15 protein-coding genes and 1 tRNA gene are annotated in these 23527 nt (G+C 64.1%); 7 read left to right on the forward strand and 9 right to left on the reverse strand.

The window, feature by feature from the left end; genetic code table 11:
• Positions 1-419 precede the first annotated feature (419 nt).
• The gene (locus AC4D6D_RS20635; RefSeq protein WP_491327400.1) at positions 420-1409 is read right to left on the reverse strand and encodes a tetratricopeptide repeat protein; all 990 of its coding nucleotides are present in this window, start codon (positions 1407-1409) and stop codon (positions 420-422) included.
• Positions 1406-2347: a surface-adhesin E family protein gene (locus AC4D6D_RS20640; RefSeq protein ID WP_491327401.1), complete on the reverse strand. Its 942-nt coding sequence runs from the start codon at positions 2345-2347 to the stop codon at positions 1406-1408. Before AC4D6D_RS20640 ends, AC4D6D_RS20635 begins: the two co-directional genes overlap by 4 nt.
• 558 nt (positions 2348-2905) lie before the next feature.
• Between AC4D6D_RS20640 and AC4D6D_RS20645 the strand changes: the two genes are divergently transcribed.
• From AC4D6D_RS20645 to AC4D6D_RS20655, 3 genes are all read left to right on the forward strand, one after another.
• Positions 2906-2997, forward strand: a tRNA-Ser gene (locus tag AC4D6D_RS20645).
• A 447-nt stretch (positions 2998-3444) separates the two neighbouring features.
• Positions 3445-4716 carry an MFS transporter gene (locus AC4D6D_RS20650; protein ID WP_491327402.1) on the forward strand — a complete coding sequence of 424 codons (1272 nt, stop codon included), beginning with the start codon at positions 3445-3447 and terminating at the stop codon, positions 4714-4716.
• Positions 4717-4826: 110 nt separating this feature from the next.
• Positions 4827-5612, forward strand: a complete 786-nt coding sequence (locus tag AC4D6D_RS20655) for an IclR family transcriptional regulator (RefSeq protein WP_491327403.1) — start codon at positions 4827-4829, stop codon at positions 5610-5612.
• A gap of 16 nt (positions 5613-5628) precedes the next feature.
• Here AC4D6D_RS20655 and AC4D6D_RS20660 read toward each other — a convergent pair whose 3' ends face one another.
• From AC4D6D_RS20660 to AC4D6D_RS20685, 6 genes are all read right to left on the reverse strand, one after another.
• Positions 5629-7224 carry an MFS transporter gene (locus AC4D6D_RS20660; protein ID WP_491327404.1) on the reverse strand — a complete coding sequence of 532 codons (1596 nt, stop codon included), beginning with the start codon at positions 7222-7224 and terminating at the stop codon, positions 5629-5631.
• 54 nt (positions 7225-7278) lie between these two features.
• On the reverse strand, positions 7279-9738 hold the full coding sequence (locus AC4D6D_RS20665; protein ID WP_491327405.1) for a glycosyl hydrolase 115 family protein: 2460 nt from the start codon (positions 9736-9738) through the stop codon (positions 7279-7281).
• A 2-nt stretch (positions 9739-9740) separates the two neighbouring features.
• Complete coding sequence (bglB, locus tag AC4D6D_RS20670; RefSeq protein WP_491327406.1) at positions 9741-10856, reverse strand: beta-galactosidase BglB; 1116 nt, start codon at positions 10854-10856, stop codon at positions 9741-9743.
• Between the two features lie 62 nt (positions 10857-10918).
• Positions 10919-13933, reverse strand: a complete 3015-nt coding sequence (locus AC4D6D_RS20675) for a glycoside hydrolase family 35 protein (RefSeq protein WP_491327407.1) — start codon at positions 13931-13933, stop codon at positions 10919-10921.
• Positions 13934-13937: 4 nt separating this feature from the next.
• A complete protein-coding gene (locus AC4D6D_RS20680; protein WP_147220449.1) occupies positions 13938-14231 on the reverse strand; it encodes an L-rhamnose mutarotase in 294 nt (97 codons plus the stop codon).
• A 138-nt stretch (positions 14232-14369) separates the two neighbouring features.
• Positions 14370-15587 carry a rhamnogalacturonan acetylesterase gene (locus tag AC4D6D_RS20685; protein ID WP_491327408.1) on the reverse strand — a complete coding sequence of 406 codons (1218 nt, stop codon included), beginning with the start codon at positions 15585-15587 and terminating at the stop codon, positions 14370-14372.
• Between the two features lie 272 nt (positions 15588-15859).
• Between AC4D6D_RS20685 and AC4D6D_RS20690 the strand changes: the two genes are divergently transcribed.
• Entirely contained in the window at positions 15860-18817 is a 2958-nt protein-coding gene (locus tag AC4D6D_RS20690; RefSeq protein ID WP_491327409.1) for a TonB-dependent receptor, read from the forward strand.
• A 74-nt stretch (positions 18818-18891) separates the two neighbouring features.
• Here AC4D6D_RS20690 and AC4D6D_RS20695 read toward each other — a convergent pair whose 3' ends face one another.
• Positions 18892-19860, reverse strand: coding sequence for a glycoside hydrolase family 43 protein (locus AC4D6D_RS20695; protein WP_491327410.1), 969 nt, complete (start codon positions 19858-19860; stop codon positions 18892-18894).
• Between the two features lie 304 nt (positions 19861-20164).
• Here AC4D6D_RS20695 and AC4D6D_RS20700 point away from each other — a divergent pair, with 304 nt between their 5' ends.
• The 3 genes from AC4D6D_RS20700 to AC4D6D_RS20710 all read left to right on the forward strand — a co-directional run bounded on the left by AC4D6D_RS20700 (position 20165) and on the right by AC4D6D_RS20710 (position 23239).
• On the forward strand, positions 20165-21796 hold the full coding sequence (locus AC4D6D_RS20700) for an alpha-N-arabinofuranosidase (RefSeq protein ID WP_491327411.1): 1632 nt from the start codon (positions 20165-20167) through the stop codon (positions 21794-21796).
• Between the two features lie 34 nt (positions 21797-21830).
• Positions 21831-22958 (forward strand): glycoside hydrolase family 43 protein, encoded by a 1128-nt coding sequence (locus AC4D6D_RS20705; RefSeq protein ID WP_491327412.1) that lies wholly within the window; start codon positions 21831-21833, stop codon positions 22956-22958.
• A 155-nt stretch (positions 22959-23113) separates the two neighbouring features.
• Positions 23114-23239: a hypothetical protein gene (locus AC4D6D_RS20710; RefSeq protein ID WP_491327413.1), complete on the forward strand. Its 126-nt coding sequence runs from the start codon at positions 23114-23116 to the stop codon at positions 23237-23239.
• Positions 23240-23527: the final 288 nt, after the last annotated feature.

Raw genomic sequence — 23527 nt, forward strand, 5'->3', positions numbered from 1 at the left:
GTTTGGCGATCGAGGTGCGAAGTGATCCGGATTCGAACCGGACGCCACCTCCGGCCTCGCTCTATCATTCCTCCCCAGAGCGAGGCCATTTTCTTCCGCGCGCGCAGACCTCGTTCGGTCGTTGGCGGCCGAATGCAAATGTAAACAATTGTCTCCGCTATGGCTCTGCAGGGGACGGATCGTTAAAGGGCCCGAAGGGCGACGGCTCAGTCTTCCCGACTGCCACCGAGGAGTCGTTGCCCATCCTTTCCCCATGAGATGGTTCACGCGGAGATCGCTTCGTGTCTAGCGCTTGCGGGAAGACGGCCATCAGGTTGCGCCGCGCCTCCATCATCTCCTCGTCCGGCCTGCTCAGGGCGCTTGCCGGGGATGCCGCGAGCATGGCCGCAAGGACTGCGAGAAACGGAAGAAACGGCCTTTCATTGGCCGTCTTCCGCCTGATCCGCCGCGGCGCGGGCGATGGCGAGCGCCTTACGGGCACTCTCCGCGGAGGGCGTATCGGGGGCCAGTTCCAGGGTCCGTTCGAGCAGCGCGGCGGCGCGACGATCGTCACGCTCGCGGCCGTTTCCGGTCTGATAGGCCCTGCCGAGGGTAAAACAGCTTTCGGCCTCGCCAAGCTCGCAGGCTTTCTCGAACAGGCCCAGCGACCGCTGGCGGTCCTTGCGTGTGCCGCGCCCGTCGTCGACCATCATCGCCAGATTGCCGCAAGCGCTGGCGTCATCCACGTTGCAGGCCTGTTCGAACAGCGAAACGGCGCGGCGATAGTCTCGCCGCATCCCGAGCCCGTCGCGGTAAAGCACGCCGAGATTGTAGCAGGCGTGCTGATCGTCCCGGTCGCAGGCCTGCCTGAACAGGTCGGCCGCCCGGCGCTGGTCGCGCGGTACGCCCTTGCCCAGCGAATAGGATGCGCCGAGATTGGCGCAACCGGCCCTGCCGCCCGCATCGCAGGACTGGGTGAACAGGGCGGTGGCATAAGCTTCGTCCCGATCGACGCCGTCGCCGTTCACATAGGCAAGGCCCAGGTTCGAACAGCCCGTCGGTTCGCCACCGGTGCAGGCGAGGGCATAGTACGATGCGGCGTGTTCGGGCGATCGCTCCACGCCTTGCCCGCTGCCATAGGCGAGACCGGCCATCGTGCAGCCCTTCACGTTGCCGAGATGGCATCCCTTCGCGAAAAACGGCGTCGCGCGGGTCTGGTCCTGCGGGACGCCGTCACCTTCGGCATGGATGGTGCCAAGCCGGAAACAGGCATCGGCGTCGTCCTGCGCACATTGCGCCGTGAGATCGTCGACGAGATCGGCCTTTCCGTCAAACTCGGCAACATGTCCGCTCGGCACTTCCGCAGGCGCCGCGCCGATCAGCCAAGGTGCCGCGAGTGCGAGGACGACGTGCCGGAATGCGCCTTTCATCGGGCGGTACATGCCGGATCGAGGCAGGGGAATCCCGCCTCGACCTCCTCGTCCCTGGAAATGCGGCTTGCGCGGAAGCGCAGGGTCTGCGGCGTGGCCTCGATGACTTCGATCCCGATATCCAGGATGCGAACATCCTTCTGCGTCAGCGGGAACCGCATTTCCTGGGCGCTGCTGGCGCGGGCAAGATCGCCGATGCCGTAGCCGCGCCGTTCGAACACCATTTCGCCGTCCTCGATGCCGATATAGGCGATGTCGTAAATGGTTCCGCTTTCGTCGGCGTCGTAGTTACCGGCCTCGGGCACGTGTGTGCCCTTGGCATAGTCGCGCGGCGGCACGACGGCATCGCCTGCCTCCGTGCTTTGCCGAGTGCCGAAGGTCTCGGGCGCGGGGGCGGTCGAACGGATGACCGGCACCTTCGGATCGGCGCGCATCCTTTCGTGGACGGCGCGGGGACTTTCCGAAGCATCGGTATCGGCGATCAGCGCTTCGGCGAAGGCGACTTCATCGATGGCGATTGGAAAGCCGCCGGTAGTGGCGGGATCGGAGGCGCAGACGAATTCCAGCTGCGCTTCGCCGAGCGTACCGGAGCCGACCGGTTCGGGATCGTCATAAGCCAGAGCGGCTTCGTCGAGGCGTTCGTCGTGCGGACCGTAGCGCATGACCATATCCCAGTTTTCGGTTCGTGCACGGCAGTCGGTGCGCATGTAGGCACGGATCGAGGCTGCGGGGTTTCCCTCTTCGCGCAGGACCTGGCTGGCCTCGTAGCGAACGGTATCGCCGCCCCTCTGGATCGATTCCACATCCACGAACAGCACTTTGTCGGCGCCTTGCGCGACGTACCACCACTGCGAGGAGCGGGCTTCTGCGGGGAAGGACAGGCATGCCGCGAGGCACGTGGAGAAAGCAAGGGCTGGAGCCGCTACCCATGGCTTCATCGGAGGTCTCCGGTTCTGTGTAGAAGGAAGGTCGCGTGCCGCTTGCCGCCACGCGCTAATCTTGGGCAGGGTCGGACGAGCCAAAGGCCGGATTGATCCATGGCGAGCCCACAACCAGCCGCTTCACTGCGTTCATCGAGCAACTCCATCATGAATGCTGCGCTTTCTCAAACGGTTGGCACGGCGTTTCCTGCAGGCAAAATCTTCGCCCCCTTTATGTACTGCCATCCGGCTACGGTGTGGGGCAAGGGATCGCGCGATGCCAACGGCACAGGCGAGATGCCAGAAAAGCCCTCGTTGGAGAAATGGCGCTACGGCGTTACGGCTATGGCTCATGGTCTCTCAGATGACGATCCGGCCGTGCTCGAGTCAGGGATGCGATCCTTCATTTCTCATGATGATTCGGACGTTTGCTGTGGAAAAGTTGGGTGCGGATCCTCTTCGGATAGGCCTTGCAGCGCCCTGTACGCCGGTTCTCTGCGGGTTCCGCGATTTTCGCGCGTACTGCGTTGACAAGAAATGTCGGAAACCGTAGTTGCACGGGCCTAGGCCGCAGCCGGAGACGTGGGTGAGTGGCTGAAACCAGCGGTTTGCTAAACCGTCGTACTCTTAAGGGGGTACCGAGGGTTCGAATCCCTCCGTCTCCGCCATGGCTGCACAGGTTCCTGTGCTTTCAAGGCTTAGGTTTCAGCCCATTCCCATATCTGTGTTCGTATAAAGCTTTACGCTTCATACGGCCGGATATGGGTTCGGCGGCCTTTTGCGCCTGGAGGCAGAAGCGGTCTGCCCGGCGCCCGGCGACAGTCACATCTTCCCATTCATTCGATATCGGCTTCGTCGAACGTGCCGCTTTCCCGTGATCCTTGCGCGGATTTCGACCCGGGCTTTCGCAAGGCTGTCGAACCTGTCCGGCCGCGGCGATCGGAATGCCCGACCGATATTCGCTTTGTAATTTTATTGCGTAAATTTGGCCTTTAAACTTCGCTGGGTTAATCTAAGGCGGGCGGCTTGAGTATCAGCGGTTCTCAAGGGGCCAGAATCTTGGTTGAATGGATGAGTTCGGTAGGAACGTACGGCAGCGGTGCGGGGCTGCTCCGGTGAACGTCTACCGCAGCAACAGGCGCGTGCTGGCCGCCAGTCTCGTGGGTACGGCGGTCGAGTTCTACGACTTCTACATCTATGCGACTGCGGCGGCGCTGGTGTTCGGCCCGCTGTTCTTTCCGGCGGAATCCGCTTCGGTGCAGCGCCTTGCCGCTTATGCCAGCTTCGCCATCGCCTTCATCGCGCGGCCCGTGGGCGCTACCCTGTTCGGCCATTTCGGCGATCGGGTCGGGCGCAAGTCCACGCTCGTCGCCTCGTTGCTGCTGATGGGCGGGGCGACCGTCATTATCGGCCTGCTGCCCACTTACGAGAGCATTGGCTGGCTTGCTCCGCTGCTGCTGTGCCTGATGCGTTTCTCGCAAGGGCTGGGTCTCGGTGGCGAGTGGGGCGGTGCCGCGCTCCTGGTGGTGGAGAACGCGCCACCGGGCTGGCGCGCGCGCTTCGGGATGTTCCCGCAGCTCGGCGCGCCCGTGGGATTCCTGGCCGCCAACGGACTGTTCCTGATCTTCAGCGTGACCCTGAGTGATGCGGATTTCCTGGCCTGGGGCTGGCGTATTCCCTTCCTCCTGAGTTCCGTGCTGGTTGGCCTCGGCCTGTGGATTCGCCTCAAGCTGGAGGAAACCCCGGCTTTCGAAGCCGTGCTGGACAATGCGCCGCCCAAGTCGATCCCGATCGTCGAGCTGTTCCGCACCCACATGCGCCAGACGCTGGCTGGCACTTTTGCGGTGATCGCCTGCTTTGCGATCTACTACCTCACCACCACGTTCGCCCTCGGCTACGGCACCCAGACTCTCGGCTACGACCGCCAGAGCTTCCTTGGCGTGCAGCTTTTTGCGATATTGTTCATGGCGCTGGGCATCGTGATCGCCGGCTATGCTTCCGATCGCTGGTCTTCGCGGACGGTGCTGATCGCAGGCTGCGCGGGGGCGGTGGTTGTCGGGCTGCTGATGGGGCCGATGTTCGCGGCAGGTTCGCTTGGGATCATCGCCGCCTTCCTGTGTCTCGGCCTGTTTACGATGGGTTTCGTCTACGGCCCAATCGCCTCGCTATTGCCGCAATTGTTCGACGCGCGGGTTCGCTATACCGGCTCGTCTATCGCCTTCAACGTCGGCGGGATTTTCGGCGGCGGCTTTGCTCCGGCGATTGCCCAGACCCTCGCGGACGAAGGCGGGGTGCTTTACGTCGGCGCCTATATCTCGGTGGCAGCGGTGCTCAGCCTCGTCGGCCTGTTGTCGATCCGCAGGGATACAGAGGCCCGGTTCGTCTAAGGAATCAAACGAGACCCAGCGGCCATTGACCGCCACGCTTCAAAGTATAGAGCATGGTGGAACAAGTGGAGTATCGTCCCGCAAAGTGGGTCGAGCTGGGAAAGATGCCAATGATGACGGACAAGCCCGAAGTTGAGGTCAAGGGCACGCAGACGCTGATGCGAGCGCTCGACATCATGGACGAAGTGATCGGCGGCCCGATCCGCGCCGCCGATCTCGCCCGCAAGCTGGGCATGAGCAAGACCACCGCCCACCGCCTGGTGCAGGCGCTGAAATCGCGCGGCTATCTTTCGGTGACCAACGATGGCTTCGGGCTTGGTCCCAAGCTCCTCGAACTCGGCGTCATGGCGACCGAGCAGATCGATTTCGTGCGCGTGGCGCGACCATTCATGGAAAAGCTGTCCGACGAGACGGGCTTCTGCGTCTTCGTGGGCAAGCGCGAGGACGACTGGTCCCGCCATCTCGATCGCGTGACCGGTCGCCAGCGCCTGCGCGTGGCGACCGCGCCGGGCGATCGCCGACCGATCGCCGAGACTGGCCTCGGCAAGGCGCTGCTGCTCGACGAGGACGAGGCGGTCTGGGAAGAGCTTTACCGCGCCGCGAACGGCGGCCCCAATGGCGGCAGGGTCCCGGCCAAGGCGGTCAAGGAATATGTGGCGCTGATGCGCGAGCACAAGGCGCGGGGCTATGTGCTGCATGACAGCGAACTGGGCGACGGCGTGCGCTCGCTGGCCGTGCCGATCCGCGATGCCCGGCGCCAGATCTGCATCGCCATTTCTATCGCCAGCGCGGCGCACTACCTGACCGACGATATCGTCGGCGATCTGGTGGCGGCGATCGTCGCCACGGCGGACAAGATCGGCGAAGCCGTGGGCTATCGCGCGCCGCGCGGGTAATTCGCGTGGTCCCGGATCAGGTCCGGGACGACGTGGGCAACGATGGGGGCCTGCTGGTCAATCCGGCATCGCCGTTCGCGGCTTCCTGCTCGACCAGCGGATTGCGGCCCCAGAGCTGTTCGTAATGCCAGCCTGAGAGGTCTTCCACCACGGCCTGTGCCTCGACGCTGGTCGGGGTACGGGCGCCGGAGCGCAAGTGCTCGATTTCGTGCATCAGCACGGCGTGGGTCGCGGGCGAGAGGCGGAAGCGCAGCGAGACGATCACGCCGAACACCAGCATGCCCACGGTGCCGATCCCCAGCAGCAGGGCGATGGTGCTGATTGCCCCGTCCGACTGTTGCACCGCTCCGGAAACGAAGCCGCCCGCCTGCATCACGAAGCCCACGCCCGCCACCGCAGCGGCCTGGGTGGCCTTGCGCACGAAAGTCATGACTCCGGCGAAGCTGCCTTCGCGGCGGCTGCCGGTGACGATCTCGTCGACGTCGGCCATGTAATTGTAGGTCGCCCAGGGGATGTAGTTGAGCGCGCCGCGTCCGAGGCCTGCCAGCACGATCGGCAGCCAGATCATGTGGCTGGCGGCGGTGATGCCGAGCGCCCAGAGGCCGATCAGGGTGAGTGCGCCCGCCGCGAAGCTGGCGGCGGCGATCTGGTAGGCGCGGCTGGGCGAGGCGCGCAGGGCCATGTTGATGGCGATGATGACCGCCAGGAACTGGACGATGTACATCGTGCCCAGCAGCCCGGATGCGGCGGCAGTGGTTCCGGCCAGCGCGAAGATCACGAAGAAGGTGAAGGCGGCGTTGAACACGTCCTGGCTGATGTAGCCGCCCAGATACATGCCCAGATGTAGGCGGAAGGCGCGGATGCGCATTGTCGAGAACAGGTTGCGGTAGAGCGCCTTCAGCGCCTCCAGCGGTCCGGCCGAGTGGCGCTGTTCGGGGGGGAGTGGAATGCCGCCGGGGCCGTGGCGCTCCCAGCTGAACAGGTAGAGCATGGCTGCCGTCACCATGAACAGTCCAGCGAAGATCAGGCCCATGTAGAAAAAGGTGTCGGCACTGTCGCGGCCCAGCGCCTCGATCAGCCAGAGCGGCAGGAAGCCCGCCAGGATCGCCGAGGCCTGTCCGAACAGGATGCGCCAGCCCGCGAACTTGGCCTTGGTGCGGTAGTCGCTCGACATTTCGGCGGCGAGCGTCTCGAACGGGATGATCTCCATCGCGTAGATCAGCTCGAACAGCACGTAGCTGACGAGGTAGTACCAGAAACTCTGCCCCGGCAGCCACATGAGGCCGAAGCTGGGCAGCAGCGGGATCGCCGCGAGGATGAAGAAGCGCCGCCGTCCGAACCGGCGGCCGAGCGCGGTCGTGCCGAAGTGGTCGGAGATATAGCCGATCATCGGCGAGGCGAAGGCGTCCAGCACACGGGCCACCGCGAAGATCGTGGCGGCCTGTCCGGCGGAAAGTCCGCAGAACTGCGTGTAGAAGATCAGCACCCAGCCCGAGATCACCGCCATCGATCCGGCCCCAAGGACATCGTTGGAGCCGTAAGCGAGGTAGTTTCGCAGGCGTACGGGACGCGCGGCCGTCTTCTGGCTTTCGGGCACTACAGGATCCTTCACCGTCTTGTTCTTTGCCGGGCCTGCCTGCTTGGGCGACCCGCTTGGATACGATTATTAAGTCGGAGTAATTGACTTGTCAGCAGGTATGAAGCGGATCGCCTCGATCATCACGGCGGGATCGCCGGCTTCGAGCGAAATCTCGTGGCGGCCTGCGCCGAGCGTGCCGTTCAGGGGGCGGGCGATGCGGTTGTCGAGCACCGCCATGGCCCAGTTGCGGTCGCCGGTGTGGCGGGGCAGTTCCAGCGTCTCGGCCTTGCCGTCGATGCGGACGGTCAGGCGCAGAATGCCATCGTTGTCGGCAGAATAGAGTGGCAGCAGGTCGATCACCGCCTGCCAGTTTCCCGCGGGCAGGGTGATTGCTGCCCGCGCAGGTGCGGAAGGCGCACCGGCACCGAGCAGCGCGCGGCTGCGGCCTAGCCCTTCGATCCGTCGCCAGCCTTTTGCGGGCAGGAACTGGTCGGGGCGAAGGAGCGGCCCTGCGGTGGCGGGCGACGGCGCGGCTGCGGAAGGCGCCACATCCGGAATCGAGGCCGGAGCGAGCACGACCGGCAGGCTCTGCCGGAAGCTGCGCCATTGGCCGTCTGCCGGTTCCACCGCCATGATTCCGCGCCATTTGCCGCCCGCGATCTCGCGGTTGTAGCGGTGGGTCAGTGCGGTCAACATGCCGTCCGCTTCGGCGGCGATGCGGGCGCGGCGCCAGCTTTCCGCCGGATCGCGGTCGCGCAGGGCATCGTGGGCCTCGGCGGCGAAGAAGCGGCGGTTGGCGGCGGCCGACGCGGAGACCGGATAGTCCAGCAGTTCGAAGAAGCTGTCGTGACGGTCCGCCGGGACCAGCGGGCGCAGCGCGGCGAGGCGCCGCTCTATTGCCGCAAATCCGGCCAGGCGCTCATCGGCCTCGGTAATGGAGAGCGGGCTGGCATGGGGCTTCTCGCCCGGCAGATACCACTGGAGATGTTCGGGACGGCGCGCGAAGTTGAGGCGGTAGTAGTCACCGAGGATCGCCGCAGCCTCCGCGCCGGTGCCCTTGCCGAGCGCCTGTTCGGCCCATTGCCGCGTCCATGCCTCGGTGGACTGGCCGCGCGTCCCCTCGATATCCCAGGCGAGGCTGAGGAAGTAGTCGATCGCAAGTTCGGCGGGTTTGATGTCGCCGACATTGGCGATCCACATCCGGCGCGCGCCCTTGTCCCAGGCGCGACCCATCTCCTCGCGGATCAGGGCAGGCGGGGTGGTCGAAAGCCAGAGATAGGAGAGTGGCGCGCCGAGGTAGGAGAGGTGGTAGTAGACACCGTTCCCGCCGCTGCGCGCGCGTTCGGCGGGATCGGGGAAGTGGCGGATGTAGCCGAAGTTGTCGTCGGTCCACATCAGGGTCACGTCGTCCGGCACTTTCAGTCCGGCGCAGTAGATGTCGAGCACTTCCTTGTAGGGCGTGAAGACTTGCGGCGCCTGCGGAATTCCGGCCTCCCGCAGCATCGCGCGCTGGTCGGCGAAAACCTGTTCCAGCGTGCGGCGGCGTTCTTCGTCGGTTTTGGGGCCGATCATGCCGCTGTCGTGGATGCCGCGCAGCCCCAGCGTCCAGATCGTCTCGTCGGCGGCGTTGGTTTTTACCCGCGCGCGCCAATAGTCGCCTATGGCGTCGCGGTTGGTCAGGTAGTTGAAGTCCTCCGCCTTGCCGGTCCATTCGCCGACATTGTTGCGCAGCATCGGTTCGGCATGGCTGGTGCCCATGACGATCCCGTAGCGCTCCGCCAACGCGGCGTTGGCGGGATCGGCGTTGAAGGCGCGGCTGGCCTTATGCATGGCGGGCCAGAGCGTGTTCGCCCGCAGCCGTAGCAGGAGGTCGAAGACTTTGGTGTAGGTCTTCGGTCCCGGAGCAGGCTCATCGGGAAACGTGCCTTGCGCCCAGGGGACGAGACCCCAGTCCTCGTCGTTGATGAAGATCCCGCGATACTGGACCGAGGGCGGCCCGAAGCGCTGTATTCTGGCGGAGACATAAAGTGCGTCGTGGTGCTCGGGAGGCACGTCAGCCCACCAGTGCCATGGCGACACGCCGATGGTGCGGGAGAGTTCGTAAGTGCCGTAGGCGGTGCCGCGCCGGTCGCTGCCGAGGATGACCAGTGCCTGCCGCACGCCGGGAGCCGGATTGGCAACCGGCACGATCAGGAAACTCTCCCAGGAGCCGCGCAGTTTTTTCGCATCGATCCTGCCGGTCGCCACTAGCTGGTCGATGGCAGGATTGCGGCCCAGCGTGCCGATCCAGACTTGCGTGTCGGACTGGCCCTGCGCGCCGGTGACCGAGGAGAGGTCGGCACGCAGGCTCTCGGCGGCGATGCGGACGAGGTCGTGATCTTCGGGCGCGGTCACGATTTGCGCGACCCGGCCCCGTGCCGCCAGCGCGAAGTCGCCGGGCATAGGTGCGTAGTGCACCCATGCGGCATCGCCTTTCGCGGCATGCGCCTGCGCCGGGTGGGCGAGTGCAAGACCCGCCGCCAGCAACAGGGCGCCTGCCGCGCGCATCGTCAGATATAGGTCCGCAGGAACTCGGCCAGCGCGCAGATGGCGAGGCTCTGTCCGTAAGGCATCGAGGTGAGCGCTATGTCCTTGTAGAACTGCAGCGTATCGCCCATCGCGGTGCCGAAGCTGACTTGCTGAAGCTCGCCCGCGGGGTCGATATTGGCGAGCACGCCGCGCACTGCCCGGATCCCAACTGCCTCGTGTTCGCGCGGCAGGTAGCCCTTGCGGACGGCTTTCAGGATGCCATAGGCGAAGCCCGCCGTGGCCGAGGCTTCGAGATAGCTCGTCGGATCGTCGATCAGCGTGTGCCACAGGCCGGTTTCGGCGTCCTGCGTGGCGGCGAGCGTGCGGACCTGCGCTGCCAGCGTGTCGATCAGGAACGAGCGGAAGGCATCGCCCGGTTCGAGATCGAGCAGTTCGATGATCTCGGGAATGGCGATCGTCACCCAGCAGTTGCCGCGCGCCCAGAGCGCTTCGGCAAAGTTGTGGCGACCGTTGAAGTCCCAGCCGTGGAACCACAGGCCGGTCTTCTTGTCGGCAAGATACTTGATGTGGACGAGGAACTGGCGCTTGGCTTCCTCGATATACTGCGGGCGATCCAGCAGCAGGCCGATCTTGGCTAGCGGCAGCACGCTCATCATCAGCGTGTCGTCCCAGAGTTCGCCGGGATTCTCGTCGTTGTAGACGATGTGCTGGAAGCCGCCTTCCTCGGTCTTGGGCAAGCCGTCCGGTGCCATCAGCCACTCGGCCCAGGTGTCGAGATAGGGGATGTAGCTGGGGTCGCCGTCCAGTTCGTAAAGGTAGGCGAGGGTGATGAAGGGGGCCACCGTATTGATGTTCTTGGTGGGGGTCCCCTCCGCGAACCGGTCCTCGAACCATTGGCGGATGATGTTCAGCGCGGTCTCGTCGCCGGTCTGCTCGAAATAGCGCCACATGCCGAACAGGCCGACGCCGTGGGTCCATTCCCATCCGGCCCAGCCCTTGGTGTCGATCACGCGGCCGTCTTCGAGGTGCAGCAGGAACTCGCCGGTCTCGTCTTTGATATGGACGAGATTGTGCATCAGCTTGCCGATGGCGTCGGTGACTTCCACGCGCGGAATGTCGTGCGTAAGCGCAGCCAATTAAGGTCTCCTGGTCATGGTTCTGGGGGCGCTCGCGGAGCGCCGAATGAGGGGTTGGCGGCTCATTTGAGCTCTGCCGGGGTCTGCGGGGCGGGCACCGTCTTCACGGGAATTCCGCCCCTGACATTGTGCAGGGTGACGAGCTTCACCGCCTCCAGCGCGTCGCCCGGGGCGCCGTCGCTTGTTACAGCCAGCGCCACATGGTTGGTGCCGTGATGGTTCAGGATACCCTCGGGGATCGGGAACACGCGCTGCGGGCCGATATGGGCGACGAACTGGCCCATGTTCCAGCCGTTGACGAAGATCAGCACACGGTACTGCGCGGCCGAGCGCGGGGTCTCGGTATCGCCGAAGGCCAGCGCGATGGTGGCGTCCTGCCCCTTGGGCACGGCCAGATCGAACCGGTTGCGATACCATGTCGTGCCCGGCTCCGCACTGGCGGCGGGCACTTGCGCGGCATACCACCGGCTGTCGTCGAACAGCGGCAGGTGCCAGCCCATGCGCTCGCCATAGAGACCGCCGTTATTGGCGGGGCCGCGCACGGGGTCGGCAATGTCCTCGCCGCCGCGCTGGCCCTGGATCTTCCACGCGATCGGCACGGCGAAGCTGCGCCCGCCGGGCTGCGAGATCGAGGCGGAGATCAGTCCGCGCGCTTCCTTGTGGAAGTCGTCGGAATCAAGGTCCCAGTTATGGCCGTTGTTGCGGACCATGACCGAAAGTACATGGCTTCCGCCCGCCTGCGCCTCGGGCGGCAGGTCCAGCGTGACGGTGCCGGTGGTGATCGGGCGGGGGAGGCCGCTCGGCGTCTCGGCCTGACCGATGAACTTGCCGTCCAGCCATGCCTGCACCAGCCCCGAGCCGCCCGCGCCGTAGAACAGCGAGACGGTTTTGGCGCCGGATGCGCCCTCGAACTTGCCGCGATACCAGACGTCGCCCTCGTGGAAGCCATAGGCATCCATGGCCATGTTCGGCTGGCCGTCAGGGCGCTGGGTGATCGTGGCATTGGGGCGATTCCCGCCCACGGCCTGCCAGGTGCTGTCGTCGAACTTCGGATCGGCCTCCGGCGAACCCTTGGCCATGCGCCAGCCGGTGAGGGCAGGAAGCACGACCGGGGCAGGGCCGGACAGCGGCGCGGTGGAGGCGAGGCTGCCCACGGCGGAGGCCTTGGCAGGGACACGCGCGCCGTTCCACGTCAGCGCGCGAACGGCGCCGGGTGCCCAGACTTCGAGACCGCCCGCCTCCCCGGTATCGCCAGTCAGCGCCAACGCGCCGGATTTGAGCGAAGCGTGACGGACCAACTGCGGACCGCGCACGAGAACGGGGCCTGCCGGCGATTCGACGCGGGTGTAGCGGGTGCCTTCGGCCTCATCCGCAAGAATCAGGATCAGGTCGTTGCGCCCGCCGCCGGTCAGGCGCAGGACGGTGCGGCCTGTGTGGGTGTAGGTGACTTTCAGGTCGCCCTTTGCGACGTCGAAGGCGGTTTCTGCCGCGCCTTCCACAACCGTGACTTGCGGGGGCGAGGCATAGCGCAGGACGGTCTCGCCCGGCTCCCCGGCACGGCCGTAAAGCAGCAGCAGGTCGGCACTTCCAGCCTTGGATGCGGATTGCAGTTCGGAGGTCGAATAGACTAGCCGCTGCCCGCCAAGGTTCACTCCGGCCACCAGCCACTTGGCATCGAAGCCATTGAGCCGCATCGGGAAAGTATAGCGCCCATCCGGCAGCGCGGCGGTGACCGTGAAGCTGTCGTCGGTCTTGCCGTTCGACGGCTTGTGCGCCACCAGCAGGAAGCGCGCATCGCTCTCCGGGCTCTTGTTGTGGTAGACCTGAATATTGGGCGAGGAGACCTCAGGCGCGCCCGCCGGGATCATGCCCGCAAGGTCCGGGACCGAGGCGATCAATCCGCCGAGCTGCTTCATCTCCAGCGCCTTTTCGCGCAGGTTCCGCGCCTCGGAAATGGCGGCGCCATAGTCGTAGCTGGTGAAAACCACCGGCGCGGGCAGCCAGCCCCAGCTGGTGCCGCCATACGTCATGTAGAAGCTCTGGATACCGATACCGTTGGCCAGATTGGTGCCGTAGAACACCCGCTGGAACCGCTTGCCGCGCTGGACCGCGTTGCACTCGTAGCCGCCGTTGGATCCCCAGTAATCGAACCAGCCGCCGCCGAATTCGGCAAGGAATCCGGGCGTCTTCGGCGAAGCGGAGGCACCACCCTTGGCGCCGCCGGTTCCGTAGAAGCCCCAGTCCGGCGCGGCCACGCTGCGCGTCGGCTTGCCTTCCACGGTGCAAGTGCCGCCGGGATAGCCGTCGAACGCATACATGTCGTTGGGGCCGTGGACGACCTTCTCGACAGTAGAGCTTTCCGGCACCCAGTAGCCGTTGCGGCCCTGATCGTTGTGGAAAAGTGGCACGGTAATGCCGTCGGCGCGCGCCTTGGCGTAGAGGTGGTCCATGTAGCGGCGCTGCGCGGGCGTGGTCAGCGCCAGTTCGTTCTCGATCTGGTGAAGGATCACCGATCCCTTATGGCCCTTGCCGTCGCCGTTGATCTGGTGGCGGGCGATGATCGCGTTGATCTGGGTCAGCCATTCGTCGGCGGCCGCCAGATATTCGGGATCGTCGGTGCGGGCGCGGGCCTTCTGGTTGACCAGCCAGCCCGGAAAGCCGCCGCGCGACAGTTCCGCGTTCACATAAGGCCCGGCGCGGGTCATGACCCAGAGGCCCTCTTCCTCCGCCATCGTCAGCAGGCGGTCGAGATCGCGAATGCCGCTGAAATCGTAGACGCCCTGCTTGGGCGAATGGTAGCCCCAGTCGAAATAGAGCGCGACGGTGTTGAACCCGCTGGCTTTCATCTTCTGCAGCACGTCGCGCCAGAGATCGGGGCTGGGCAGGCGGAACGGATGGAACTCGCCCGACCAGATCACTTGCCGCTTGCCGTCGATCATCAGCGAGCGTGCATCGAACGAGACGCGGCCGAAAGTCTGGACCGGGGCGGAAAGGTCGGCGGTCGGCTTCGCATCCTGCGCCAGAACGGGCAGCGGAATGGTGGAAAGCAGGAGGGCCGTCAGGAACGTGCGTTTCATCGGGTCAATCCATGTGGAACAGCAGCGGGAGCGGCCATTCGACCGGCCGATTGCCCGGCTCCACTTCCATGAGCGGCGCCATATAATCCCACCAGCGGCGCATCACCGGATGATCGGGCAGGGTCTCGCGGCTGTTCTGCGGCAGCAGGCGCAGTACCGCGAAGAGGGCAAGACTGTCCTCGTCCAGAAAGATCGAGTAGTCGCGGATGCCCGCTTCAGTCAGCAGGGCGGAGAGTTCGGGCCAGATCGCGTCGTGCCGACGGCGGTATTCCTCGACCGTGCCGGGCTTCAACTGCATCCTGAAGGCGTGGATGGATCCCGTTCCAATATCCGGCACGCCGGCTCTCCCATTTGTTCCATTATATGGATGTCAATACCGATATTTGGTAACCCGTCCTCTCGCTTCCGTCAATCGGGATTCTGGCGCCATTCGTCCTTAGCTTCCTTCCGGTTTGTTTTTCTCCAGCGGCAGGCTTGGCGCAATCGTCAGGGTCTCGGGCAGAGGCGGGCGGGCGGGGTCGAAGTCGCGGACCGTGACGTAAGGCGCGAGTTCGGGAATCTTTTCGGCCACCTGGCGGGCGATGGCGGCAGCGAAAAGCCAGGCGCCGTAGTTGTCGTTATGGGTCCGGTCCTTGCCGTTCTCGGCAAAGGCACGCGGGGAAATGTCCGGTCCCAGTGCCTGCATGATCGCGATACTGTCGCGGTTGAGATCGATGAGCGGCACGTTCTCTTCGGCAGCGACCTTGCGGACGGCCCCGGCATAGGCGCCGAGCGTGTCCTTGATCTTTCCGCTCGCGTCGAAGTTGCGGCGCTCGGGCGAAGTTACCAGCACGGGATGAACCCCGCGCCGACGCGCTTCGGCGATGGTGCTGCGCAAGTAAGCGGGATATGTCAGTTCGGGATCGAGATAGGTCATCGGCCATTCGGCCTTCTGATCGTTATGACCGAACTGGATGAACAGCCAGTCGCCCGCGTGCACCTGGGTCAGCAGCTTGGAGAAGCGGAGCTGGGCGATGAAGGACTTCATCGTCGCGCCCGACTTGGCGTGGTTGGCGACGACGACGCGGTCGTCCAGCATGGCGGGAAGCATCTGGCCCCAACTGGCGAACGGTTCGCTGTACTGGTCCGCTACGGTCGAATCGCCTGCAAGGAACAGACGCGGGGCAGTCGCAGGCTCGATATGAATGGCCGAGACGCGCGGTTGGCCTAGGAATTCCAGAGTCAGCTTGTCGTCCCAGCTGAAGCTGGCGAGATCGCGCTCGTCAAGCAGCACGGTGCCGCCGAACCGCGGAGCATTGGCGGGCTGGTCAGGCAGGCGGGCATCGCGCACGTCGACGAGGAAGCTGCGCTTCACCGTCTGTCCGCGCCGGGTGGCGACATCGCGCAGGAACAGGCGGCGGCTCTCGGCCTTGACGGTCGTTCGACCTGCGGCGTGCCTGTCGCCCAACGTCAGCGTCACGCGATACATGCCTTCCGGCAAGGCGATCGAATAGAGAAAGCCGCCCGAGGCATCGCGCTTTTCGATGCCGCTGCCACCGGGGCGGTAGTTTGGCATTTCCTCGGGCAGCTTGCCGGCCAGATCGATATCGATCGCAGGCGGCGCGACCGGAGCGCTCGCGGCGAGGGCCAGGGCGAGCGTCGAACTCAGGGGCATTTCGGATCATCCTCTCTTGGGACATCTGCCGGAATTATCGCTTCAATATGTCCCATATCACGGTCTGTTGAAGCATATATCGGGAGGTGGCAGAGTCAATCACCGCCTGCCGGTCGAAGTGAGACGGGCCGGTGCCTGTCTTCGTGGAAATTTCGAGTGAGGACGGATTTGAAGCGATTTTGACTGGAACTGAGCGGAAATGCGGTATATTGCAGAACTCAATCCCACATAGTGGGCAATTTTCGAAAAGAACAGAAATTGGGAGTGAGGAAATGGGAAGGGCTTTCTCGAAATCCGTCATGTGCAGCCGTGCTTCGGTTCCCGCGCTGATCGCCGCATGTCTTGTTGCAATGCCGCAAGCGGCGTCCGCGCAGGATGGGGCCGCCGGCAGCTCCGCGCAGGAAAGCAGTTCGCCCAGTCCTTCCGAGATCATCGTCACCGGTTTTCGCGCTTCGCTGAATGCGGCGCTTGCCGACAAGCGCGTCGAAACCGCCGCGATCGACACCATCAAGGCCGAGGACCTTGGCAAGTTCCCCGATTCCAACCTGGCGGAATCGATGCAGCGCATTCCCGGCGTGGCGCTTCAGCGCGGTGACGGCGGCGAAGGCAAGAACATCTCGGTGCGCGGCCTCGGCGCCGACTTCACCCGCGTGCGTATCAACGGCATGGAAGCCGCGGCGCAAACCGGCGGTTCCGACATCTACGGCGCGGGCAACAACGGTCGCAGCTTCGACTTCAACGTGTTCCCGACCGAAATCTTCTCGGCCCTGACCGTGCGCAAGACGCCTTCGGCCGATGTCGAGGAAGGCTCGCTGGGCGCCACCGTGGACCTCAGCGCGCCCAAGCCGATGGACCAGAACAAGGACTTCGTGCTCTCCGCCACGGGGCGCGGCGTGTGGAACGAACTGTCGAAGAAAGTCGATCCGCGCGCTTCGGTGCTCGTGTCCAAGCAGTTCGGGGACAGCGGCTTCGGCATTCTCGGCTCGCTGGCCTATCAGCGCCGCCATACCCGCGAAGTCGGCTATTCGGCGGTGGATATTCTTTCCGCCAACCAGAACGGCATGTTCTGCTCGCCGCTGGGCTTTACCCCCCAGAACCCGGCGAACAGCGCCACGACCGGTGCCAGCGCGGCGAACTGCTCGACCGGCAATCCGCGCACCAGCGACCCGGCGGCCTACCAGACTGTCTACGACGCCCGCCGCGACGACTTGCCGAACACGCCCGGCAGCGGCGCCTTCTTCCCGCGCATCCCGCGCTACCTGAATTCCGCGCAGACGCAGGAGCGCATCGGCGGTACGCTGACCCTGCAATACAAGCCGGACGACGATACCGACATTTCGCTGGACCTGCTCTATTCGCGCTTCAACGTCACCCGCGACGACAACTATATCGAGGCGATCTCGTTCGGCCGCTCGGCGTCGAACCAGGGCTATCCGATGATGTCGCTGAAGGACGTGCAGCTTTCCGATCTCGGCTCGGTGGAATATGCCCTTCTCGATGGTGTGGACGTCCGCTCGGAAGGCTTGCACTCCAAGTATTCGACGACGTTCAAGCAGGCGAATCTCAATTTCATGCACCGGTTCAGCGACCGGTTGACCGTCGATGCCAAAGTAGGCCTCAACGAGTCGGTGTGGAAAGACAAGGTTCGCATGCAGTACTTCATGGATGCGCTCGATACCGACAACTTCTCGATCGACTATACCGGCGGCGGGCGTACCCCGGTGCTGGGCTTCGGCTTCGACGTGTCCGATCCGAACACCTTCCTCTACGGCCCGACGCCCGGTGCGGGCGTCGTCACCGGCGGTTTCAGCCTTCAGGGCAAGCCCGCCAGCAACACCACCAAGGGCATGCTCGGCGAGTTCAACGCGCATTACGAGTTCTCCGACGCCTTCAAGCTGCACTTCGGCGGCCAGTTCCGTTCGAGCGAATTCCAGCAGCGCTTCACGACTTACTACACCGCCGATACCCTGGTTCAGGCACTGCCTGCGGGAACCTCGCTGGCCAGCCTGACGAGGCAGATCACCGGCGTCGACAGCCTCTGGGGCAACGGCGCGCCGGCAAGTTGGGCGACGCTCGACTGGCAGAAGCTGGCCGATACCTACAACCTTTTCGATGCGCGCACCTGCACCGGTTGCGGCGAGACCAACCCCGGTGTGAAGGAGCAGCAGAGCAGCGCCTTCGTGATGGGCACGTTCGATTTCTCCGATGCCGTGGGCTTCGGCCTGCGCGGCGATGTCGGCGTTCGCTATATCCACACCTGGCAGCGCTCCTCGGGCTTCATCAACTTGTCCGACCCGACCTCGCCCACCGGCCTTACCGGGCAGTATCGCTCCGTCGCGCGCAGCTATGACGACTGGCTGCCTTCGGCGAACATCGTGATCGAGCCGGTGCAGAACCTGCTGCTTCGTCTTTCGGCGGCCAAGGTCCTGTCGCGCCCGGCGCTGACCCAGCTGGTGCCGACGGTGGCGATCAACGCCGTCACCCGTTCGGGCTCGCTGGGTAATCCGCTGCTCGAACCGATCCGTGCCAATACGTTCGACGCGGCGGTGGAATGGTATTTCCGCCCCGGCTCGCTGCTTTCGGCCGCGTTCTTCTACAAGGACATCAAGACTTACGTGCAGAGCGTGAACGCACTGGTGCCGTTCAACACGCTGGGCCTGCCCAACGAACTGCTGACCGGCAGCAACACCACGCCGGACGAACTGTTCAATATTGCCACGCCCACCAATACGCCGGGCGGCCCGCTCAAGGGCATCGAACTCAACGCGCAGATTCCGTTCAACTTCACGTCCGGCTTCATCAGCCACTTCGGCGTGCTGGCGAACTACACCCACGTCATGTCGAAGATCAATTACTGCCTCTCCAGCGCGAACGGTGCCTGCACCGTTACCGTGAAGGACGACCTGGTGGGACTGTCGAAGGACACGGCTTCCGGCACGCTCTACTGGGAGAACGACAAGTTCTCGATCCGCGGCACGATCAACTATCGCGGTCCGTTCATTCGCGGCATTCCGGCCTCGCCCGGCAGCGATCTGGTAGGCAACCACGCGACCACCTTCGTCGATGCCTCGGCCTCGTACAACCTGACCGATAATGTGAAGTTGATCGTCGAGGGCACCAACCTCACCGACGAGCAGAACAGCCTCTACACCGACAGCCAGCGCCAGGACACGCTGTTCCAGACCCGTGTCGGTCGCACGATCTCTGCAGGTGTCAACGTGAAGTTCTGATTTTGCAAGGTACGGCGGGGCCCTCCCACGCCGGAACTGACGGCTCCCGGATATTCCATCCGGGAGCCGCTTTTTCAGGCGCTTGCGAGAGCGGCGGCGAGCTTGCGGTCGATCCGCACGAGCGATCCGTGACGCGCGCCCTGCGGCATCGCGAGGCGGTCGCCGACATCCTGCCAATGCACCATGTCGCGCGTGGATTTCGCGCCCCAGCGACCGTCGCGGTAGACGTCGTAGTAGCAGACCAGTTCCTCGCCGATCCGCGTGGTCATCGGACCTTCGACCCACGAGGGGGTGAACGGCTCGCCCGGCGAGGCGAAGGGGCCGAGCGGTCCGCGGGCGGAAGCGGCGCGCAGCCATTTGCGCGGCGGTTCGACCGTCTCGTCCTTGACCACCAGCCAGAGGCCGCCGTCCGGGGCATGGGCGAACGTGCCGTCGATTACACTGAAGCCGGGGTCGTAGAGCACTTGCGGCGGTGCGAAAGTCTCGAAATCGGCGGTGGTGGTGTACCAGAGGCGGTGGTTGTAGCTGCTCTCCGACGTACCAGCTGTCTCGGTGAAACGGCCATCGACCGTGCTCGACCAGAAGATTATCGTGCGGCGTGTGGCCGGGTCGTAGATCGCCTCGGGCGCCCAGCAGTTGCGGGTTCCCGGCACCGAGGCCATGACCGGGATCGCCCGCTGGGGCGTCCAGTTCACGAAGTCGCGCGTGGTGGCGTGGCCGATGGTCACGCCCTCCCAAGAGGTGGTCCAGACGCAGTGCCACGGCGCGTCCGGTCCCTCGCCGCGCCAGAGGAAGGGATCGCGCAGCAGCTTCTTTTCGCCCACTTGCGGCACGAGGAAGGGCTTGCCGCCGCCGAGCATGCGGAAGGCGAGGCCGTCCTCGCTCACGGCCAGCTTCAACCCGTCGGCCTCGCTCTTGCCGGTGCTGAAATAGGCGAACAGCAGGGGGCCTTCCGGTTCGGACGGCGTGATGCCCGTGGTGGCGCAGCCCGCCAGCGCCGTGGCGCCGAGGCAGATCGCGCGGCGATCAAGCAACAGATTCATCGTCGCACCTCCTTTGGCGAGATAAGCCGGACATGGGTGGGGCTGTCGCGGGTCATGGTGGTCACGCCGTCTTCTCCTTCAGTTCCGCGATCTGGAGCACGCATCATCGGCGACAGCCAGATCACGTGGAAGCGTTGCCCGTCGTGTCGTTCGTCGTGATCGAAAGGGGGCCCTGCCCAGCATCCCGGCATGATAATTCGGCAATATATTTCGTTTCGATATATGGAATTCAATTCCTTAATATGATTGACCAGCCAGTTTGCGCAAGCCATCAATGCGCTGGAGGATGCGAGGAGTGGTGACGGTGCGGATATCCCGAAAACAGGGGAAACGGACGCTGGCGGCGATGGCCCTTGCCAGCTTTGTGGTTTCGATCGGTGGCGCGGCTGCGGAAACGGGCAAGGCGGCTACCGAGCTTCGTTCGCAAGTTGCCATCTCGGCATCCGCAACCGGCCCGACGATCGATCCGAACATCTATGGCCAGTTTGTCGAGCATCTCGGGCGCGGCGTCTACGAGGGGATCTGGGTCGGTCCCGATGCCGCGATCCCCAATGTGCGCGGTATCCGATCGGATGTCGTCGCGGCGCTGCGCCGCATCAAAGTACCGGTCGTGCGCTGGCCGGGCGGATGTTTCGCGGACGGCTATCACTGGGGCGACGGCATCGGCCCGGCCGACAAGCGCCCGCGCGGGCTCAATGCAGCCTGGGGCAAGACGCCCGAGACCAATGCTTTCGGCACGCACGAATTCATGGACTTCCTCGGCCAGATCGAGGCCAGGCCGTTCGTTTCGGTGAATCTGGGTAGCGGCAGCGTGCAGGAAGCGGACGACTGGCTGCGCTACATGACCGCTCCGCAAGACAGTGCTCCGGGGCAGGAGCGGGCGGCCAATGGCCGCGCCTTGCCCTGGGAAGTGCCCTTCATCGGGGTGGGCAACGAAAGCTGGGGCTGCGGCGGCAACATGACCGCCGACACCTATGCTGCGGCATTCCGACACTATGCGGCCTTTCTGCGCACTTATTCCGGAGAGCGCGCCAAGCTCATTGCGGTGGGGGCAGACACCGACGATTACGCGTGGACGGATCGTGTGATGGCGCAGGCTATGGTGTGGCGCCCGCAGCCCACGCCGCTCGCGCTGACGATGGACAAGCCGCTGATGTGGGGGCTGTCGCTGCACTTCTATACGTTTGCGGGCAACGACTGGCATGCAAAGGGACGGAATGTCGGTTTCGATGAAAACGGCTGGGCGGCGGCTCTCGCCCGCGCCGACCTGACCGACGAGATCATCCGCCGCCATTCCGAGATCATGGACCGTTACGATCCGGGCAAGCGCGTCGCGCTCGCGGTGGATGAGTGGGGCGGCTGGTTCGAAAGCGAAAAGGATGCGCCTTCGCAGCTCTATCTGGAAAGCACCCTGCGCGATGCACTGGTCGCGGCGAAAAGTCTCAATATCTTCCAACGGCATGCCGACCGGGTGAGAATGGCGAATCTGGCGCAGATGGTGAACGTCATCCAGTCGCTGGTGTTGACGCGCGGTGCCCAGATGGTCGTCACGCCGACCTACCATGTTTTCGATATGTACAAGGTGCATCAGGGGGCGCAGGCATTGCCTGCCAGGGTCGAGACGCCGGACTACGTTCAGGGCGATGTTCGCCTGCCCGGCATCGACCTGTCGGCATCCCGCGATGCGGGCGGCAAAGTGCACGTCACGATTGCCAATCTCGATCCGGCCCGGCCGAATCGGGTGACCATCCATCTGGACGGTGGCCATTGGCGCGGGGCCGCTGCGCAGGTGCTCACCGCTGATCGCATCGATACCCGTGTCACGTTCGACAAGCGGGATCCCTTCCTGCCGCGTCCATTGCCGGTGCGCCTGTCGGGCAGCGATGTGGAACTGGTTCTGCCGTCGAAGTCGGTGACCGTGCTCGAAGTCGAGTGAAATGCCCAATACGTCCATCAAGCGGAGAGATGAAATGAAGGCAAAGGTTGTCGGACTGGTCGCGGCTGGGCTCACCGCATTAGGTGTTGCGGCCGTGCCAGGCATAGCGCAGCCCGGCGGGGCAGGCTCTGAAAAGCAGCTTGAGATCGTGCCGAGCCTTGCCGCCCGTAAGGCATTGCCGGTTCCATCCGACCGCACGCTCACGGCTTACCTTCTGGTCTATTTCAAGGACGAGACGCATTCGCTGCATATCGCCGTCTCGCGGGACGGTTACACCTTCACGGACGTGAATGGCGGCAACCCGGTTCTGAAGGGGCGAGACATCGCGGAGCAGAAGGGCATTCGCGATCCGCATATCGTGCGCGGTCCGGACGGTGCCTTCTATCTCAGCATGACCGATCTTCACATCTATGCCCAGCGCGAGGGTCTGAGAAAGACGGAGTGGGAGCGCCCGAAGGAAGGCTATGGCTGGGGCAATAACCGCTCGCTGATCTTCATGAAGTCCCGCGATCTCATCCACTGGACGCACGCGATCGTTCATATCGACAAGCTCTTTCCCGAAACCGCCAACCTGAGTGCGGCCTGGGCGCCGGAAACGATCTACGATACGAAAACCCGCAAGATGATGGTTTACTACACCACCCGCGATGGCGCCGGCACGGAGCACATGGTGTACTCCTACGCCGACGATGCCTTCACGACGCTAACCCAGTCGCCACGTCCACTGTTCACCTATCCGAAGCCGAACGTCGGTTCGATCGACGGCGATATCACCCGGATCGGAGGTAAGTTCCACCTGTTCTATGTCGCGCACGAGCGGCCCGGTCATCTTAAACAGGCGGTTTCGGACAGGATCGACGGGGGATACAAGTTTGATCCTACGCCCATTGATCCGGAGACGGTGGGAACCGAAGCACCCAACCTCTGGCGCCGCTCCGGCACGAGTACTTATGTGCTGATGTATGACGTTTTCGGCGCCAAGCCCAACAATATGGGATTTTCCGAGACGACGGATTTCAAACACTTCCGCAACCTCGGCCGATTTAACGAGGCCGGCTCTCCGATGAAGGCAACCAACTTCACGGGGCCAAAGCATGGAGCAGTGATGCCGATCACGACAAGCGAAGCCGATTCCCTTGAGGCATATTTTTTGAATAAGTGATGGATTACGCCGATAATCTACCCGCAAAAGGCCGGATACATTCGTGCAGACGGCCTCCGGCACTACCATCGGCTGTTGCGGGGACAGGGCGGGTCATAGATTTTGGCAGAACTTCCGAAGATATCTCTTGGTCATGGACGTGATGTTTGATTTCCTTGAAAAGCATCGACCTTTGTTGCGAAGAAGTTGTCGTCGAGCGAAGCTACCTCGATATTGTTGATGAGTATCTTGGCGGCGACGACGACACGACGACCGCCCACACCGGAAAGTTCTCGGGCTGACTGGCGAAAGCATAGGCCTTGTCGATGGGGAGATCGACGGTGATGCCGATTATGCGGGCTTCGCTCTGCTTTCCGGCAGAGCGAGCAAGCGCCGGGTCGAGATGCGAAACGAGGCGGCGGGCGATGCATTGAATCCCACATTGTCTTGAATGGGGAGCCTGCATGCCATGGCCGACTTCGATCTCTATTATTGGCCCGTTCCGTTTCGCGCGCGCCGTCGCGACCTGATGAGCCGATAACGCACTGTCGCACCTATCCGTCCGATGAGCGGCGACCGGGCACCAATCG

The sequence above is a fragment of the Novosphingobium sp. BF6 genome (assembly GCF_058273105.1).

Excerpts from the sequence above, each read along its gene's own strand:
- AC4D6D_RS20675 (WP_491327407.1), bottom strand. The coding sequence starts at position 13,933 with ATGAAACGCACGTTCCTGACGGCCCTCCTGCTTTCCACCATTCCGCTG.
- AC4D6D_RS20695 (WP_491327410.1), bottom strand. The coding sequence starts at position 19,860 with ATGAATCTGTTGCTTGATCGCCGCGCGATCTGCCTCGGCGCCACGGCG.
- AC4D6D_RS20690 (WP_491327409.1), top strand. The coding sequence starts at position 15,860 with ATGGGAAGGGCTTTCTCGAAATCCGTCATGTGCAGCCGTGCTTCGGTT.
- AC4D6D_RS20665 (WP_491327405.1), bottom strand. The coding sequence starts at position 9,738 with ATGCGCGCGGCAGGCGCCCTGTTGCTGGCGGCGGGTCTTGCACTCGCC.
- AC4D6D_RS20685 (WP_491327408.1), bottom strand. The coding sequence starts at position 15,587 with ATGCCCCTGAGTTCGACGCTCGCCCTGGCCCTCGCCGCGAGCGCTCCG.
- AC4D6D_RS20640 (WP_491327401.1), bottom strand. The coding sequence starts at position 2,347 with ATGAAGCCATGGGTAGCGGCTCCAGCCCTTGCTTTCTCCACGTGCCTC.
- AC4D6D_RS20635 (WP_491327400.1), bottom strand. The coding sequence starts at position 1,409 with ATGAAAGGCGCATTCCGGCACGTCGTCCTCGCACTCGCGGCACCTTGG.
- AC4D6D_RS20680 (WP_147220449.1), bottom strand. The coding sequence starts at position 14,231 with ATGCAGTTGAAGCCCGGCACGGTCGAGGAATACCGCCGTCGGCACGAC.
- AC4D6D_RS20705 (WP_491327412.1), top strand. The coding sequence starts at position 21,831 with ATGAAGGCAAAGGTTGTCGGACTGGTCGCGGCTGGGCTCACCGCATTA.
- AC4D6D_RS20655 (WP_491327403.1), top strand. The coding sequence starts at position 4,827 with ATGATGACGGACAAGCCCGAAGTTGAGGTCAAGGGCACGCAGACGCTG.